Origin of the sequence: Bacillus sp. FSL M8-0063 (genome assembly GCF_038005545.1) — a bacterium.
In the GTDB taxonomy this organism is placed as follows: Bacteria; Bacillota; Bacilli; order Bacillales; family Bacillaceae_G; genus Bacillus_A; species Bacillus_A wiedmannii.
In genome coordinates this window covers 2,103,712-2,118,774 of sequence record NZ_JBBOTJ010000001.1, presented here as the reverse complement: position 1 = coordinate 2,118,774, position 15,063 = coordinate 2,103,712, and the positions used below count along the sequence as shown (strand labels likewise).

The 15,063-nt window shown below is 33.6% G+C and carries 16 protein-coding genes and 3 pseudogenes; 7 read left to right on the top strand and 12 right to left on the bottom strand.

Annotation, left to right across the window (positions count from 1 at the left end; translation table 11 throughout):
• Positions 1–103: 103 nt before the first annotated feature.
• From MKX31_RS10635 to MKX31_RS10625, 3 genes are all read left to right on the top strand, one after another.
• Positions 104–799 carry a response regulator transcription factor gene (locus MKX31_RS10635; protein ID WP_001038818.1) on the top strand — a complete coding sequence of 232 codons (696 nt, stop codon included), beginning with the start codon at positions 104–106 and terminating at the stop codon, positions 797–799.
• Positions 789–1,946, top strand: a complete 1,158-nt coding sequence (locus MKX31_RS10630) for a sensor histidine kinase (RefSeq protein ID WP_064475297.1) — start codon at positions 789–791, stop codon at positions 1,944–1,946. Before MKX31_RS10635 ends, MKX31_RS10630 begins: the two co-directional genes overlap by 11 nt.
• Positions 1,947–2,127: 181 nt before the next feature.
• Positions 2,128–3,144, top strand: coding sequence for a D-alanyl-D-alanine carboxypeptidase family protein (locus MKX31_RS10625; protein WP_340980759.1), 1,017 nt, complete (start codon positions 2,128–2,130; stop codon positions 3,142–3,144).
• Between the two features lie 58 nt (positions 3,145–3,202).
• Here the strand turns inward: MKX31_RS10625 and MKX31_RS10620 are convergent, their stop codons facing one another.
• The 5 genes from MKX31_RS10620 to MKX31_RS10600 all read right to left on the bottom strand — a co-directional run bounded on the left by MKX31_RS10620 (position 3,203) and on the right by MKX31_RS10600 (position 6,005).
• Positions 3,203–3,661: a DinB family protein gene (locus MKX31_RS10620; protein WP_088046630.1), complete on the bottom strand. Its 459-nt coding sequence runs from the start codon at positions 3,659–3,661 to the stop codon at positions 3,203–3,205.
• A gap of 2 nt (positions 3,662–3,663) precedes the next feature.
• On the bottom strand, positions 3,664–4,404 hold the full coding sequence (locus MKX31_RS10615) for an alpha/beta fold hydrolase (protein WP_064475294.1): 741 nt from the start codon (positions 4,402–4,404) through the stop codon (positions 3,664–3,666).
• Positions 4,397–4,957: a hypothetical protein gene (locus MKX31_RS10610; RefSeq protein WP_064475965.1), complete on the bottom strand. Its 561-nt coding sequence runs from the start codon at positions 4,955–4,957 to the stop codon at positions 4,397–4,399. The genes MKX31_RS10615 and MKX31_RS10610 overlap by 8 nt, the downstream gene beginning before the upstream one ends.
• Before the next feature lie 51 nt (positions 4,958–5,008).
• On the bottom strand, positions 5,009–5,530 hold the full coding sequence (locus MKX31_RS10605; RefSeq protein ID WP_340980757.1) for a GNAT family N-acetyltransferase: 522 nt from the start codon (positions 5,528–5,530) through the stop codon (positions 5,009–5,011).
• A gap of 118 nt (positions 5,531–5,648) precedes the next feature.
• Positions 5,649–6,005 (bottom strand): hypothetical protein, encoded by a 357-nt coding sequence (locus MKX31_RS10600; protein ID WP_064475292.1) that lies wholly within the window; start codon positions 6,003–6,005, stop codon positions 5,649–5,651.
• A gap of 698 nt (positions 6,006–6,703) precedes the next feature.
• Here MKX31_RS10600 and MKX31_RS10595 point away from each other — a divergent pair.
• Positions 6,704–6,940 (top strand): hypothetical protein, encoded by a 237-nt coding sequence (locus tag MKX31_RS10595; protein ID WP_340980756.1) that lies wholly within the window; start codon positions 6,704–6,706, stop codon positions 6,938–6,940.
• 210 nt (positions 6,941–7,150) lie between these two features.
• Here MKX31_RS10595 and MKX31_RS10590 read toward each other — a convergent pair.
• The 3 genes and pseudogenes from MKX31_RS10590 to MKX31_RS10580 all read right to left on the bottom strand — a co-directional run.
• Positions 7,151–7,430: pseudogene (locus tag MKX31_RS10590) on the bottom strand (N-acetylmuramoyl-L-alanine amidase); the annotation flags it as partial.
• A gap of 1 nt (position 7,431) precedes the next feature.
• Positions 7,432–7,600 (bottom strand): annotated as a pseudogene (locus MKX31_RS10585) (terminase large subunit); the annotation flags it as partial.
• Between the two features lie 57 nt (positions 7,601–7,657).
• On the bottom strand, positions 7,658–8,038 hold the full coding sequence (locus MKX31_RS10580; RefSeq protein ID WP_064475290.1) for a hypothetical protein: 381 nt from the start codon (positions 8,036–8,038) through the stop codon (positions 7,658–7,660).
• A gap of 665 nt (positions 8,039–8,703) precedes the next feature.
• Here MKX31_RS10580 and MKX31_RS10575 point away from each other — a divergent pair.
• Together MKX31_RS10575 and MKX31_RS10570 are read left to right on the top strand one after the other, a co-directional pair.
• On the top strand, positions 8,704–9,072 hold the full coding sequence (locus MKX31_RS10575) for an FtsB family cell division protein (RefSeq protein WP_064475289.1): 369 nt from the start codon (positions 8,704–8,706) through the stop codon (positions 9,070–9,072).
• A 197-nt stretch (positions 9,073–9,269) separates the two neighbouring features.
• Positions 9,270–9,326: pseudogene (locus tag MKX31_RS10570) on the top strand (exosporium leader peptide-containing protein); the annotation flags it as partial.
• Positions 9,327–9,565: 239 nt separating this feature from the next.
• Here the strand turns inward: MKX31_RS10570 and MKX31_RS10565 are convergent.
• Complete coding sequence (locus MKX31_RS10565; protein ID WP_000237380.1) at positions 9,566–9,781, bottom strand: hypothetical protein; 216 nt, start codon at positions 9,779–9,781, stop codon at positions 9,566–9,568.
• A 316-nt stretch (positions 9,782–10,097) separates the two neighbouring features.
• Between MKX31_RS10565 and MKX31_RS10560 the strand changes: the two genes are divergently transcribed.
• Positions 10,098–10,295: a hypothetical protein gene (locus MKX31_RS10560; RefSeq protein WP_000358738.1), complete on the top strand. Its 198-nt coding sequence runs from the start codon at positions 10,098–10,100 to the stop codon at positions 10,293–10,295.
• A 443-nt stretch (positions 10,296–10,738) separates the two neighbouring features.
• Here MKX31_RS10560 and MKX31_RS10555 read toward each other — a convergent pair whose 3' ends face one another.
• Genes MKX31_RS10555 through MKX31_RS10545 form a run of 3 tightly spaced genes read right to left on the bottom strand, consistent with a single transcriptional unit; the run spans position 10,739 to position 15,061 of the window.
• A complete protein-coding gene (locus MKX31_RS10555; RefSeq protein ID WP_064475287.1) occupies positions 10,739–12,679 on the bottom strand; it encodes an AMP-binding protein in 1,941 nt (646 codons plus the stop codon).
• 49 nt (positions 12,680–12,728) lie between these two features.
• Complete coding sequence (locus MKX31_RS10550) at positions 12,729–14,270, bottom strand: acyl-CoA carboxylase subunit beta (protein WP_064475286.1); 1,542 nt, start codon at positions 14,268–14,270, stop codon at positions 12,729–12,731.
• A 2-nt stretch (positions 14,271–14,272) separates the two neighbouring features.
• Positions 14,273–15,061 (bottom strand): enoyl-CoA hydratase, encoded by a 789-nt coding sequence (locus MKX31_RS10545; protein ID WP_048546966.1) that lies wholly within the window; start codon positions 15,059–15,061, stop codon positions 14,273–14,275.
• Positions 15,062–15,063: the final 2 nt, after the last annotated feature.

Below are 15,063 nucleotides of genomic sequence, written 5' to 3'. Positions count from 1 at the left end.
TTTTATACGTTACATGAAATTTTATGTGGAATCATGGCTACAAAATACATAAATGTTTGATATTATAGTAATGTTAATGATTTGTTAGGAAAGGAACTACATAATGAATAAAAACATATTAATTATTGATGATGATAAAGAAATTGTTGAGTTACTTGCTGTTTATTTGCGAAATGAAGGCTATAACATTTATAAAGCATACGATGGCGATGAGGCATTGCAAATGATTTCTACATATGAAGTTGACCTTATGGTTTTGGATATAATGATGCCAAAACGAAACGGATTAGAAGTTTGCCAGGAAGTTCGTGAGAATAATACTGTACCTATTCTTATGCTGAGTGCAAAAGCCGAAGATATGGATAAAATATTAGGTCTTATGACAGGTGCAGATGATTATATGATTAAGCCATTCAATCCATTAGAATTAGTAGCTAGAGTGAAAGCTTTGTTACGAAGATCATCTTTCCAAAATGCCACTTCCTCCAAAAATGAAGATGGTATTATTCGTATTCGTTCTGCTGAAATACACAAACATAATCATACTGTTAAAGTAAATGGAGAATATATTAAACTTACATCTATTGAATTTGATATTTTATATTTACTTGCGAGTAATACCGGAAGAGTATTTAGTTCCGAAGAAATTTTTGAACGCGTTTGGAATGAAGATGGTTATGGCTCAAATAAAACTGTAATGGTCCACATTAGTAATTTACGGGATAAACTTGAAACAGGAATGAATGGAGAGAAGTTTATTCATACTGTTTGGGGAGTAGGCTATAAAATTGAGAAATGAAGCATTTGATATATTAAAAGATATCCCAAAATGGAAGTTGATTTTTTGGTTTATGTTAGCCATCACACTTACTCCTATTACTGAATTAATAATATATCGTCTTGTTACAAGTGTAATTGAAAGTTCACTTACATTAAGCGAACTCGGCAAAGAATTCATTAGAATTTTTGGATATGAAAAATATAAAGGAATAAAAGAATCTCTCTGGATGATGATTGTATCTTATTTGTTTTTATTTTCTATTTTTTCATCCTACCTATACATTTTTTATCGTCATGAAAGAAAGCTTTACTATGAAACTTGTATTAAAAAAATGATAGAAGAGATTCGTTATATTGCAGATGGAAACTTCAATCATAAAATTTCTATCGTACATCATAATTATCTGGAAGAGTTAGCGACCGGTGTTAATCAAATTGTTGAACAATTGAAAGTCTCAATTGATGAAGAAAGACAGGCGGAACAAGCTAAAAGTGAACTTATTACAAATGTATCGCATGATTTACGTACTCCTCTTACCTCTATAGTTGGATACGTGAATTTAATCCACCATGATAATTATAGAGATGAAGTGGAATTACGCTATTACATACAAGTCATTTACGATAAAGTAACCCGTCTTAATGCATTAATGAATGATTTGTTTGAATATACACGTGTTCAAAATAAAGAGTTAAGTTTATTTTCTGCTCCTATTGATATTGTAGAGCTACTTGGACAATTAACTGTTCAATTCCGCATACAGGTTCAAGAAGCTAATATAGAATGTCGACCTTCTTTTCCATCTCAAAAACTCATGGTATTAGCTGATGGTGATAAATTAGTTCGCGTATTTGAAAATCTAATTATTAATGCTATCGCTTATGGTAGCGATGGTGAGTATATTGATATTACTGCTTACGAAAGTAATAATATGATTGCAATTGATATTACAAATTACGGCCAGCCTATTCCGAGTACCGATTTACCTCATATTTTTGAACGTTTTTATCGCGTGGAGAAATCGCGCTCGACAAACACTGGTGGATCTGGACTCGGATTGGCAATTGCAAAAAGTATTGTCGAATTGCATAAAGGAACAATTGAAGTATATAGTGATGAGAAAAGAACAACTTTCACTATAAAACTACAACCATATAAATGTTAATACAATTTAATTTTAGGTTCAATTTCTTATCATATAAGAAATTGAACCTTTTATTTTCCATCAATATCCAAAATTAAATAATCCTTTATAATTCTTTAGAAATTCTTTACCTTTTCTTTCTTCCTAATTAAGCATTCTTTTTTACAATACTATTATTGATGTCATAGTAGGAGGATCGCTTATGCAATTCTTGAAAAAATTCACAATTTTATTATTATCTTTTGTTATTACAGCACTTATCGTTTTATATTTTTACCTTTATGTAAATGGTCCAATTATTCAAGCTAAATCAGCTATTTTAATAGATGCTAATTCAGGTGAAGTTGTTTATAAAAAAAATGAAGAAATTCCTATACAATCAGCTACTTTATCTAAATTAATGACAGAGTATATCGCAATGGAGCAGCTGAATGAAGGGAAAATACAGTTAGATGAATTAGTAAAAATAAATAACGAAGTTTTCCGAGCAGAAACGAGCCCTATACAAGTAACTTCGAAAGATAAAACGACAGTTCGTGATTTACTTCATGCATTGTTTTTGACAGGGAATAATCGTTCCGCACTTGCCCTTGCAGAACAGATTGCTGGAAACGAAGATAACTTTACACTTGTAATGAATGAGAAAGCAAAACAACTAAAGTTATCACAACCATCCCCGTTTCTAAATGCTACTGGAATGAATAACGATACAAATAAACAATCAACTACAACAGCTATAGACGTAGCTAAACTAGCAACACAATTAGTAAAAGACTTTCCTAATGTATTGAACATTACGAAACTAACCTCTTACCAATTTACCTTCAAAGACTCAAAAGTTTTCAACACAAATAAAATGATTTATTCCCTTAATAAAAACATTAAACTCCAAGGTGTTGATGGCTTACAAACTAGTTTTTCAACTAATGGTAATTATAGTTTTGTCAGTACAGCAAAACGAGGAGATACTAGACTTATTTCAGTAATATTAGACGCCGACGATGAAAACAGTACTTTTATTGAAACAAAAAAATTACTACAGTATGGTTTTGATCCTTCCTCGTACTCTGCACTCCAAGCTTTTAAAGATACTGTTACATCGTGGACAGTTTTACTTCAGTTTAAAAATTTGATTATACAAACATTATTGATTTTCTTCATTATTACAATTTTAATGTTTTTACATATACGTCAGAAAAAAACCGAGGATTTCAACTAAGAAATCTTCTTATATATAAAAACCGGCTTGCATTTACAGTGCAAGCCGGTTTCTAAATCTATAGTCCTCTTCCAATTAAATTCGCTGAAACAGGCTGAAGATTTAATTCTCTCGCCCATATAGATAGCTGACCGATATGGTGAATTTCATGTACAATTACATGTCTTAAAACTTCACCGTATGTATATGTTTTATCTGTCCACGAAGCTTTTAATATCTTACATTCTAGGCTAAATGACCACAACTGTAAAAAATCTTCTAATTCTCGTATATATAAATTAGATAACGCTTTCACTTTTTGGATGGATTGATAATCTTTAAACTGCGGTTCATTATCTTCTTTTCCTTGAAGCGCACTAATCCAGCTGTACTCAACATCGACAATATGGAATAATGTTTCTAAAACACTCCCAACACCACCTACACGCTTGCGGAGTAATTCTTCCTCTGAAAGTTGTTCACACCACTTAAACCAATCATCTCTTACTTGCCAATTGTATTGAAATAACGTGTACATATTTATCTCTCCCCTACCTCAACAATCCACTTAACCGCATCTATTACATAATATGGTTCATCTTTTTGAATATAGTGACCGCTTTGTTCTGCAATTACAAATTTATGATTGTATGATAATCGTAATAATTCTTCTTGCAACTGTAACCACTTCAGTTGTGCAGCTTGCGAATAAAAAGTTTTTTTACCAGCAGCTAACACGACAAGTGGAATATCATTCATTGATTTACAATGTCTATCTACTTCACTTAAACTAAATGTAAACTCTTCATAAGAACTTTCATATACAAACTGTTTATAGTAAGCTTCTTGAAATTCTGGAGACATGATTGGCAGAAAATCTTCTTTATAATTTTCCGGTGTCGAATCAACCAAAACGATTCCCAACATATCTTCGGGATAAAAAGTCGCAAATAAACGTGCATTTATACCGCCAAAAGAATGTCCTACAAAAATATAAGGTGGTTTCAATTGTAATTGCGCCAAGCAACACCTTAAATCTTTTACCATTTCAGAACTAATACGTCTCTTGGAACTCTTCCCACTTTTTCCTACGCCCGCTCGATCATATGTAAGTACCGTCCCATATTCCGTCAACTCTTTAGCGATATGATCCCATGTCTTTGAATAATCGCCATAGCCTGCCTCCATTATAATAACAGGTTGCAACTGCTTTCCTTGGAATACTTTTGAATACATTTTAAAATCATCAACTTGTACATATTCCTCTATACATTTAACCATTGACGATTACTTCTCTCCGATTAAGTGACTCTAAAATTTGATTAATTATTTCATCGACAGATAAAGATCCATCCAAAACAATATCTGAATTTGGCTTTACGGTATGAAGTGCCTCTAAATATGCTTTTCTAGCATATGTTATATAGTGTTTTAAATTATTTTGTATTTCACTCATTGTATCTTCCTTAAAATCTCGCAAAATTCTTCTAGCCATCGCAATATCTAAAGGTGTGTCGATAAATATGGTTACATCAATGAATTGTCGCATTTCACTATTTAGGTATGCAAAAGGATAATCTACAATAATATAATCTAGATAACTATTTTGTAACAGATGCTGAATATCCTTAATTAATGGTGTAAGTACCCATTCATCATAATTTGCTCCATCATCAATCCATTTACAAATATCAGCAGGACAATTATCAAAGTCATAGCTATCAAAATATAGTGCTTTTGAATTCATTAACTTGTGAGTTAAACTTTCTGTAACAGTAGTTTTACCTCCTCCTGAAACAGCTGCAACTGAAATTACTTTAGTATTTTTATTCATAACTTCCCACCATACCCCTTTTAATTGACATAACATAATTATAAAAAACTATTATTTTTTATCACTCCATTCATATTCTAACATACTCATTTCCCATAAATTCCAATATGTTTCTCCTACTTTTTTGGATTCTCTTAATAAACCTTCTTTTACAAATCCTATTTTTTCATAACATGAGATGGCCGACGTATTAAAATCATAAACACCAAGAGTTACTCTATGTAGTTTTAATTCTTTAAATGCAATTTGTAATACTGCTTTTATCATATGTTTCCCTATAGAACGCCCTCGCATTTTCGTATCACCAACTAACACTTTTCCAATTCTTGCAGATTTATTTATATTGTCAATTTGCCCAAGTGAAATATGACCAATTACTTTTATAGTCTCTTCATCTATTACTTTAAATGCAAGCGTATTTTTGCATTCAATATATTTTTCTAATTGTTGTTCATGTAAAGGGTATGTAAATACATTTCCTGACCACTGTATTAAAAATTCTTCGCAATCAATCCAATTTTTTAATTGTTTGAAATCAGTTCTTGTAAATTGTTTCAGCTTGATCACTCTCATTCTCCTTTCACACAACCTTTTATACACCTTCAAATTTATTTCTATATGAAAAATATATTCCCTTTTAAACAAAATAAAAAGCCATTCATAAGAATGGCTTAGCATCAATAAAGCATAATTACTCTTTATTTGCTACGTCAACACCGTTAAAATCAAACTCATCAACAACAGTTGTAGCAGGTGGTAAAATCGCTTCAATTTTACAAAGAGATATAATTGCTGCAACTGAACCAGGAATAGCAGCCAGCTTAACAACATCGCAAGTTACAGAAGAAACAGTACCTATATAAGTACGTCCTTCAGTGTTAATTCGCACTGTTTTATTAATTAATTTTTTAAGTTCGTCTCTAATTCCTTGTACACAAGAGCTGTCACATTTCTCATGCTGTTCTTTTTTACACTCTTCAAAAACATCCCAACAATCATCATGTTTACACGTACATTTTTTTCTACAATTATTAAATCGAGAACCCAAATCCTCACCCCCTAATCATTTCTATTAGTAAAGTATGTCCAATAGCTTAAAAGTGTACGAGACAAAAGCATAGAAACAAAAAAACAAACACTTGTACTAAACTTTTATATATATATTAAAGACGAATATACTACTGTATGAATACTCAATTCAAATACTCCAAATATGTAGCATTATTAGTATAAACGTGCTTTCAACGACAATAACATTCTTTTCTTTATTAATAACAAAACGGACCTCTAACAATTAAAGGCCTGTTTAATGATTGGACTTGGATTTAATTCTGCTGAATTTAAAATTTAGACAACCTCTTTCTCAAACGAACCTGTTTTTTTTAATAAGCCGGCTCCTTTAAGAGGGACCAGCTTTTCCTATTACTTCACATATACATAGGCTTTGTTTGCAGTAATATAGTATGTTTTGCCTTTGCTGTTGTGAAATATACATTAAAAAAAGCGTACTCCAAAATAAGATATTATTTAAAATCAGAACGTTTTCTTCAACAAGTGTTTGTTGATTAATATCATAACCAGCAGTTCTCTCCACTACCTTTTGAAAATTAAGCATAGTTTGTATGAATTCTATATTTAGTAGAAAGCACTCTATCATATAAAGGTAAAATAATAGGTTAATAAACAAGCCATTTTTTTACTAAAACATAGAATAATATGAACCCTAATTGAAGGGAGGTATAAAAAATGTCCTGGAAAAATGATTGCTGGAGTTCTAAGAAAAAGCATTGTTGTGATGACTGGTGGAAATCTAAAGAACAGCACCATTGTGATGATTGGCGTTCTAAAGAAAAGCATTGCAATGATGATTGGTGGAAATCTAAAGAACAACACCATTGTGATGATGATTGGCGTTCTAAACGAAATAAGTGTCGCTGTAAATGTTTCTTTATTTGTTGTCATTGTAAAAGAAAACATTGGTAATATATTAAATGTCAAATTAAAGGAAAGAATATGTCTTTTGGGACCGATAAATACTAGAATATATAAAAAGCTGACTAAATATAGTCAGCTTTTTATATATTAACACGTAGAGATTTAAACTGGCATCTATAATTACTAGTTGAGTGGAGTATTGAAAAATAAGCTGACTCTTATAAATCGACTCTTTAATTACTTCACATACAAATAAGCTTATTTACAGCAGTATGTTTTTCCTTTGCTATTGTGCACCTTGTATTGTAGTGTTTCTTTAACACTTACTTTTGCATCAATAACAAACTCTAATCATACATTAACAGAACCAGCAACGTCTTTATCCTGCCAAGTTGGTGAATCATAGAAACATAAATTATTTCTTTTAGAAACACCACGTTTTCCTCCAATAGATGAATCTACTGTACTTTTTTATCGAACTTCACATAAAAGAATCGTATTTAATCTATTGCTCTTCGCCAAGATTCAACCAGCCGTCTATGAGTTTTAAAAATGTACGCACCATTTTGTCTAACTAAAAGACCACATACACCAAAATCCCGAATACTCGCAAATTCTAATGCTCCTATAAATTTTTGAGCATGTAAATTAGGGAATGGACGATTTGTAAGCAAGAATTTCTGACCATTTCGCAATGCAACATTCTAAAATTAGTATTATAATGGAATTTTCTCATATTTTATTAACTTCCTTATTAGAAAAAGATTATTTTATATAGATTACTATAAGCATCCATAAAGCCAAGACGCCAATGATAGCGAGCGCTATACGTGTAGATAGTACCCTTACTTCAAAGTCTGTTTTCTTGGAAGGTTCAGGATATACAATTATGTAGATTCCCTTTAATAATGCAAGCCATGCAATAAACGTTAGGAACCCCTGCCAGTTGAATACCCATACATTATGTAGGATTACACTACCTAACCCTAGGAAAATCGATAGAAAACCATACATAATACCAAATCCTCTGTCTTCAACCACTAATTTTTTCAATTCACGTAGTACCGATGGTCGTACGAAAAGTATTCCCGATACAATAACCGTTACCCATCCCCAAAACAATCCTAAAAAAGTACTAGTTTCCATTATTAGTTCACTCCCCTCAATTATTTATATTTCAGATATTCCCCCCTTTAGAACAATTCCAACATCTTTATATATAGGCTAAATTCTGCTCTTTTTTAATACAAGTATGGCATATTCTATGCCCATCCTTAATCACCTTATTTCTCTACGAAATGAAATTTTCACATCATTCTTCGTCATCATCTATCCGAATCAACCAAAGTCGCTTTGTACTATTACCGCACACTTTTTCATAGCTTGGAACTAACATGCACCGAAGCCAATATAATGATTTATTCGCCTTTTCACTAACCTCAAAAATTGTCCCCTCTGTAATAAAATGATCACCTTGATACAATGTATACTCGCTTGTCCCATGGCATCATCATTATTCCCCTCCCTATTAAAATAGCGTTTTTGTTTCAAATGATGCTCTCATTAATTCGGATGAATTTACCAGTGTTTTTACCAAAAAATTCATGATATCATTAATTAGTCGAGTACTTCATTATTTGACGATTTCCCTTAGGAGCCCGCGGACAATCGGGAGTTCTTTTATTTAAATAAAAATTTTGTTTAAACTTTACAAAACTCACCTATATTAAAATATCTTCTAAAATCCTTATTGAACATTTATAATACTTTTAAATAGTTTAAATTCTACAATCAGTAATGGAGGCCTTTTAATGGGAAACATCCCAAAAGTATCATCCCAACAATCAAATCCTAATATACCCTCACAGCAAGTGAACCCTAACACCCAACAAGGTAGTAATAAAAAAACAAGACGCCGTATTATAACTATTTTGGTTTTAATATTACCTATAATTTTTGTCCTTCAATATTCTCTTAATAACCAACAAGAAATGATTAAAGAAAAACAAATCACGCTTAATACGGAGCAACAAAAATTATCTTCTTTAAAGAAGGATGGTCATTCCCTTAAAAATGATGTTAAAACTTTAACAGATAGTGAAGAAGAAATTTTAAAATTCGCAAGGAAACTGTATGGATTTTCCAAACCGAATGAAACTATTTTTCAAATAACTGAATAAAATTACACTGCATTACCCAAAAGGCGATTTGAAAATACTCGCCTTTTTATATTTAATTTCTAAAGGAATCGTACTAATCTCTCTTTCTATCAAATAAAAATTTTGTTTAATTTATTAAAATACAACCGCTTGTCCATTTCACTTTGCTCTATCATTACATTTACTATTAGTAATACGATTTTTAGAGGTGATAAATAATGGACGAGTTTTTATCTTTTGCTGCACTTAATCCGGGTTCTATTGGACCTACACTTCCACCTGTTCAACCCTTTCAATTCCCTACTGGTCCCACCGGTTCTACAGGAGCTACGGGTTCAACCGGACCAACCGGACCAACTGGACCAACTGGATCAACTGGATCAACTGGATCAACTGGATCAACTGGACCAACTGGATTTAATCTTCCTGCTGGGCCTGCATCTATTACTTTGACTTCTAACGAAACCACGACATGTGTATCCACTCAAGGAAATAATACTTTATTTTTTTCGGGTCAAGTATTAGTAAACGGTAGTCCTACTCCAGGAGTAGTGGTCAGTTTTTCATTTAGTAATCCTTCTCTTGCTTTCATGGTTCCTCTTGCTGTCATTACAAATGCTTCAGGTAACTTTACCGCTGTATTTCTAGCCGCTAATGGGCCTGGAACAGTAACCGTTACTGCTTCACTTCTTGATTCTCCTGGAACAATGGCTAGCGTCACTATTACCATTGTGAATTGTCCGTAATGGTTTTATCTTTAAGTACTAAGCAATTTCTGATAAGATGAGCACTGATTTACAGTGCTCATCTTATCATTGGGATGTTCCTTTCAAATGAAATTTCGAAACACCCTACTAAAATAAAGCTTTTATTAAGAACTAATGATCTTTATATTTCTTAAACTTGTCATCACAAGTGATTTTTATAATTAGTTAAATTCTCAATATAGTTTATGTATATAATTCCATTCAAAGATACATAATACCCACGTAACTATTTAAAAACACTTCGTTTTTATATCTAAATTCAAAAAGGAGCTACATAACATGGATAAAAAAAATCTATTAAGTCAACAACTTGATTATGTGTCATCGGATGCGCTGAATACCCCTAGTAAAGCCCAAGAGCAAATGCAAGAAACATCTCAGGAGGCACATGATTCAAACAAAAAGGACAGTACTCAAGCTTTACATGGCGACGATTTACCAATTTCAGATGTATATAGAACAACGAACAAGCAGTAAATTTAAAAGGGAAAAATCTTAAGAACGAGTGAACTTAATTCTTTTCCCTTTTCCTATTTAATTAACACTTTTATATGGAACCCGTACACATTTTTGACACATCCACTATCACAATCTCCTGAAAATTCGTGATAATATTAATTTGTCGAATACGCCAAATTTCGACATTGAACGACAATGATATCTCCTTTATTGAATCCCTGTCCCCCAGGGATTTCTCCTTTTATTCATTACTTTTTTCTTCACTAAATTTTCATTCTTAACAAAATTCAATTACTCCATTGGATAGATATGCAACAGTATCCTATTTTGATAAAAACTAAAAACAAACAGACATACTTAACACTAATAGTAGATTTTTTAACTTCAAATTTACTTTTTCTCTCTTATCTTTTTGTAAACATTAAAAATGAGCTCTATTTACATAGAGCTCATTCGTAATTTTATAGTTTACTAGACTGTAACCCCTGAATAAATGGAACTACTTCAGGATTTACAAGTGATGATAAATCCCCTAATTCTTTTCCTAAGTAAGCAGCTTTAATGACGCGTCGCATTACTTTAGAATTACGTGTTTTTGGTAAATCTTCTACAACGTGAATATCTTTTGGACACAATGCTTTTCCGATATGAGAGTTTACTAAACTCATTAATTCTTTCTTTAACTCTCCTGTGAATGTTACATTGTCCCTTAATACTACAAAACAATGACAAACTTCACCTTTTACATCATCAGGTACACCAATCGCGGCAGCTTCTATGACATCATTATGCTTAACAAGAATAGATTCATATTCTGCAGGTCCAATACGTTTTCCAGCAATGTTTAACGTATCATCTGAGCGTCCTGTAATAATATATTGCTCACCATCATAAATCACCCAGTCACCATGAACCCATTTATTTTCAAAACGTGACCAATACGTGTTCACATAACGCTCATCGTCTTCCCAGAAACTTTTCGTCATACCAACCCAAGGTTTCTCTAAACATAATTCTCCAACTTCATCACGAATTGGATTGCCTTGATCATTGAGCACAACCGCTGCCATTCCTGGTAAAGATGCGTTAAAACTAATCGGTGCAATCGGTTTAATAAGGACGTTTCCGAAAATCCCACCAGAAATTTCAGTTCCGCCTGAATAGTTACAAATTGGTACATTATTTTTTCCAACTGTTTCAAATAGCCACATCCAAGGATCTGGATTCCAAGGTTCACCTGTTGATGCGAATACTTCTAAACTCTTGAGCGAATGTTTATTTACATACTCATCACCCTTTGCCATTAACGCACGAATTAATGTTGGTGATATACCGAGATGTGTAATTTCATATTTATCAACGGTCTCCCATAAACGATCTGCTTCTGGGAAATCTGGAACACCTTCGTACATAACCATCGTTGCTCCATTAATGAGAGAGCCGAATAGTAAAAACGGTCCCATCATCCAGCCCATATCAGTTACCCATAATACGCGGTCACCTTGTTTGATGTTCATTCCAAATCCTGCATCAAATGCAGATTTCAAAGGGAAACCAGCATGTGTATGTACTGTTCCTTTCGGTTTCCCAGTTGTACCTGATGTATAAATGAGCATTAACGGATCATCACTATTCATCTCTTCAGCATGTGTAAATGGTTTTTCTTTTTCTAGTGCACTCCATGGGAAATCATAATTATGTGGTGTAAAATCATTTCCTGCATGACGAACAATAACAACTTTTTCAACAGTTGGACAATGTTCGCAAGCTTTATCTACTTCGTCTTTTAATGAAACAACTTTACCTCGGCGTGAAAAACCATCTGCAGTAATGATCATTTTTGATCCTGCCGCTTGTACACGAGTCATGACTGCATCAGACGCAAATCCTGAGAATATTGGTGAAATAATTGCTCCGATTTTCATAACCGCTAACATTGCAACAACTGTTTCTGGAATCATCGGCATATAAATTGTTACACGGTCACCTTTTTCAATACCCGCATGTTTCAAACCGTTTGCAACGCGACTTACCCAGTTGTCAAGATCTTCATATGTAAATGATTTTGAAGTTCCATTTTCTCCCTCGTACTGTAGTGCTGGTTGCGTTCTTGTTTCATCATCTGCAAGCCAGCGTGATAAAACTGATTCTACAACGTTACATGTTCCGCCATTATACCACTGTGCAAACGGTGTACCATTTTCTAAATCTAGCACTTCTGTATAAGGCTTCATCCATTGGTAACCAACCGCTTTCTCAGCTTCTCCCCAAAACCAATCTGTTTCTTCAATAGATTTATTATAAAACGTTTCATAATCTTCATAGCCCAATGATTTCATCCAACCATATAAACGCGTTTTTTCTTTATACTCTTCTGTTGGAAACCAAACTGCTTGTTTCAATGTTTTCCCCTCCTTGACTTTTTGAGCAAGAAAGCCCTAAATAGGGCTTTTAAACTGGATAAACAGGATGTTTACGATCTGTAAATACTTGATATTTACTCATATACATTTCGAATCGTCCTTTTAACTCTTCTCTTAAATTGTTTGGATGAACAATACCATCAATGACCATCTCTGATGCCAAATGGTAAATATCAATATCTTTCTTATACTCTTCGCGTTTTTCAGCAATGAAGCTATTACGCTCTTCTTCTGGTAAAGCTGCAATCTTATTTGCATATACAGCATTGACTGCCGCTTCTGGACCCATTACTGCAATAGAAGCTGTCGGTAATGCTAGGCAGCAATCTGGTTCAAAGGCTGGACCTGCCATTGCATATAAACCAGCACCGTATGCTTTACGAACAACGATAGAAATTTTCGGTACAGTTGCTTCACTCATTGCAGAAATCATCTTTGCACCATGACGAATAATACCAGCACGCTCTACTTTTGTACCAATCATAAATCCAGGTACATCTGCAAGGAATAACAACGGAATATGATATGCATCACATAAATTAATAAACTTCGCTGCTTTATCCGCTGAATCGTGGAATAATACGCCGCCTTTCATACGCGGTTGATTTGCAATAATACCAACTGGCTTACCATCAATACGTGCCAAGCCTGTAATTAGTTCTTGAGCAAATAATTTTTTCACTTCATAGAAAGAACCTTCATCAATAACTCTATTAATGAGATCTTTCATATTGAAAGGAGCATTTTGATTTTCTGGAATGATTTGTTCTAACGTTTTTTCGAATTGTTTCGGTTCTTGAGGTGTAACCAATGGAGTCTTCTCTAAGTAGTTGTTTGGAAAATATGAAATGTATTGTCTTGCTTGTGTAATCGCATCTTCTTCTGTTTTACATAAAACATCTCCGCATCCTGATACAGAGCAATGCATACGAGCTCCGCCCATCTCCTCTAAAGTTACCTTCTCGCCGATAACCATCTCCGCCATACGAGGAGAACCTAAGTACATAGATGCATTTCCTTCTACCATCATAACAATGTCACAAAAAGCTGGAATATATGCGCCACCAGCTGCCGAAGGTCCAAATAATAAGCATACTTGAGGAACTTTACCTGATAATTTCACTTGATTGTAGAAGATTCTTCCTGCACCGCGGCGCCCTGGGAACATTTCTACTTGATCTGTAATACGCGCTCCAGCAGAGTCAACTAAATAAAATAACGGAACACGTAATTTTTCTGCCGTTTCTTGAATACGTAAAATCTTTTCAACTGTACGTGCACCCCATGATCCAGCCTTTACGGTTGAATCATTTGCCATTACGCATGCAGTACGACCATGTATTTTACCCGTTGCCGTTATAACACCATCAGCAGGTAATCCTGTTTGTTCACAATTTGCAAATAATGCATCTTCTACATATTCACCATTATCAAATAAAAGAGCTAAGCGATCTCGAACGAATAGTTTTCCTTTTTCTTTGTTTTGTTCGTGATACTTTGGTGCGCCGCCTTGTTTAATCGTTTCAACTCGTTCTTCAAATGTATTCGATTGTTGTTTTTGGTCTAACATATTTACTCCCCCTTATACATTGGTGTGCGTTTTTCCTTGAATGCTTGTAATCCTTCTAATCTATCTTTCGTATGGATTACACCTTCATACGCTTGTTTTTCCATTTGTAATCCGGTATGTAAATCAACTTGAATACCGTTTGAAATTGCTTCTTTTGCTAATCGAACAGCAATAGGACCATTACTAGCAATTTTCTCTGCTATTTCAATCGCTTTCTCTTCAAGTAAATGAGCTGGTACAACAAATTCTACTAAACCATATTCTTTTGCTTCTTGCGCTGAAATACGTCTGCCTGTATAAATTAATTCTTTCGCTCTACCAACACCAATTAATCTTGGTAAACGCTGCGTACCACCTGCTCCTGGTATAATTGCAAGTGTAGTTTCAGTAAGTCCAAGACTTGCAGATTCAGCCGCAATTCTAAAATCACAAGCTAAACTTAATTCCGTACCGCCACCAAGGGCGATTCCGTTTATAGCAGCAATAACTGGCTGTGGTAATTGTTCAACCATCTCCATAGTAGTGCGAATCATACTAACAGCATGGCGAACTTGTTCCTCATTCATACCAGCACGTTCTTTTAAATCAGCACCAGCACAAAACGCTTTTTCACCAGCACCTGTTAAAATAACTACACGAGTATTGGACTCTTCACTTATTTGAGTTAATATGTTTTGTAACTCTTCTAATAACGCTAAAGATAATGAGTTTGCTTGTCTCTCACGATATAACGAAATCTTTACAACGTGAGGTGTTACATAATTAACTGAAATGTTTTGTAGTTGTAGCATCT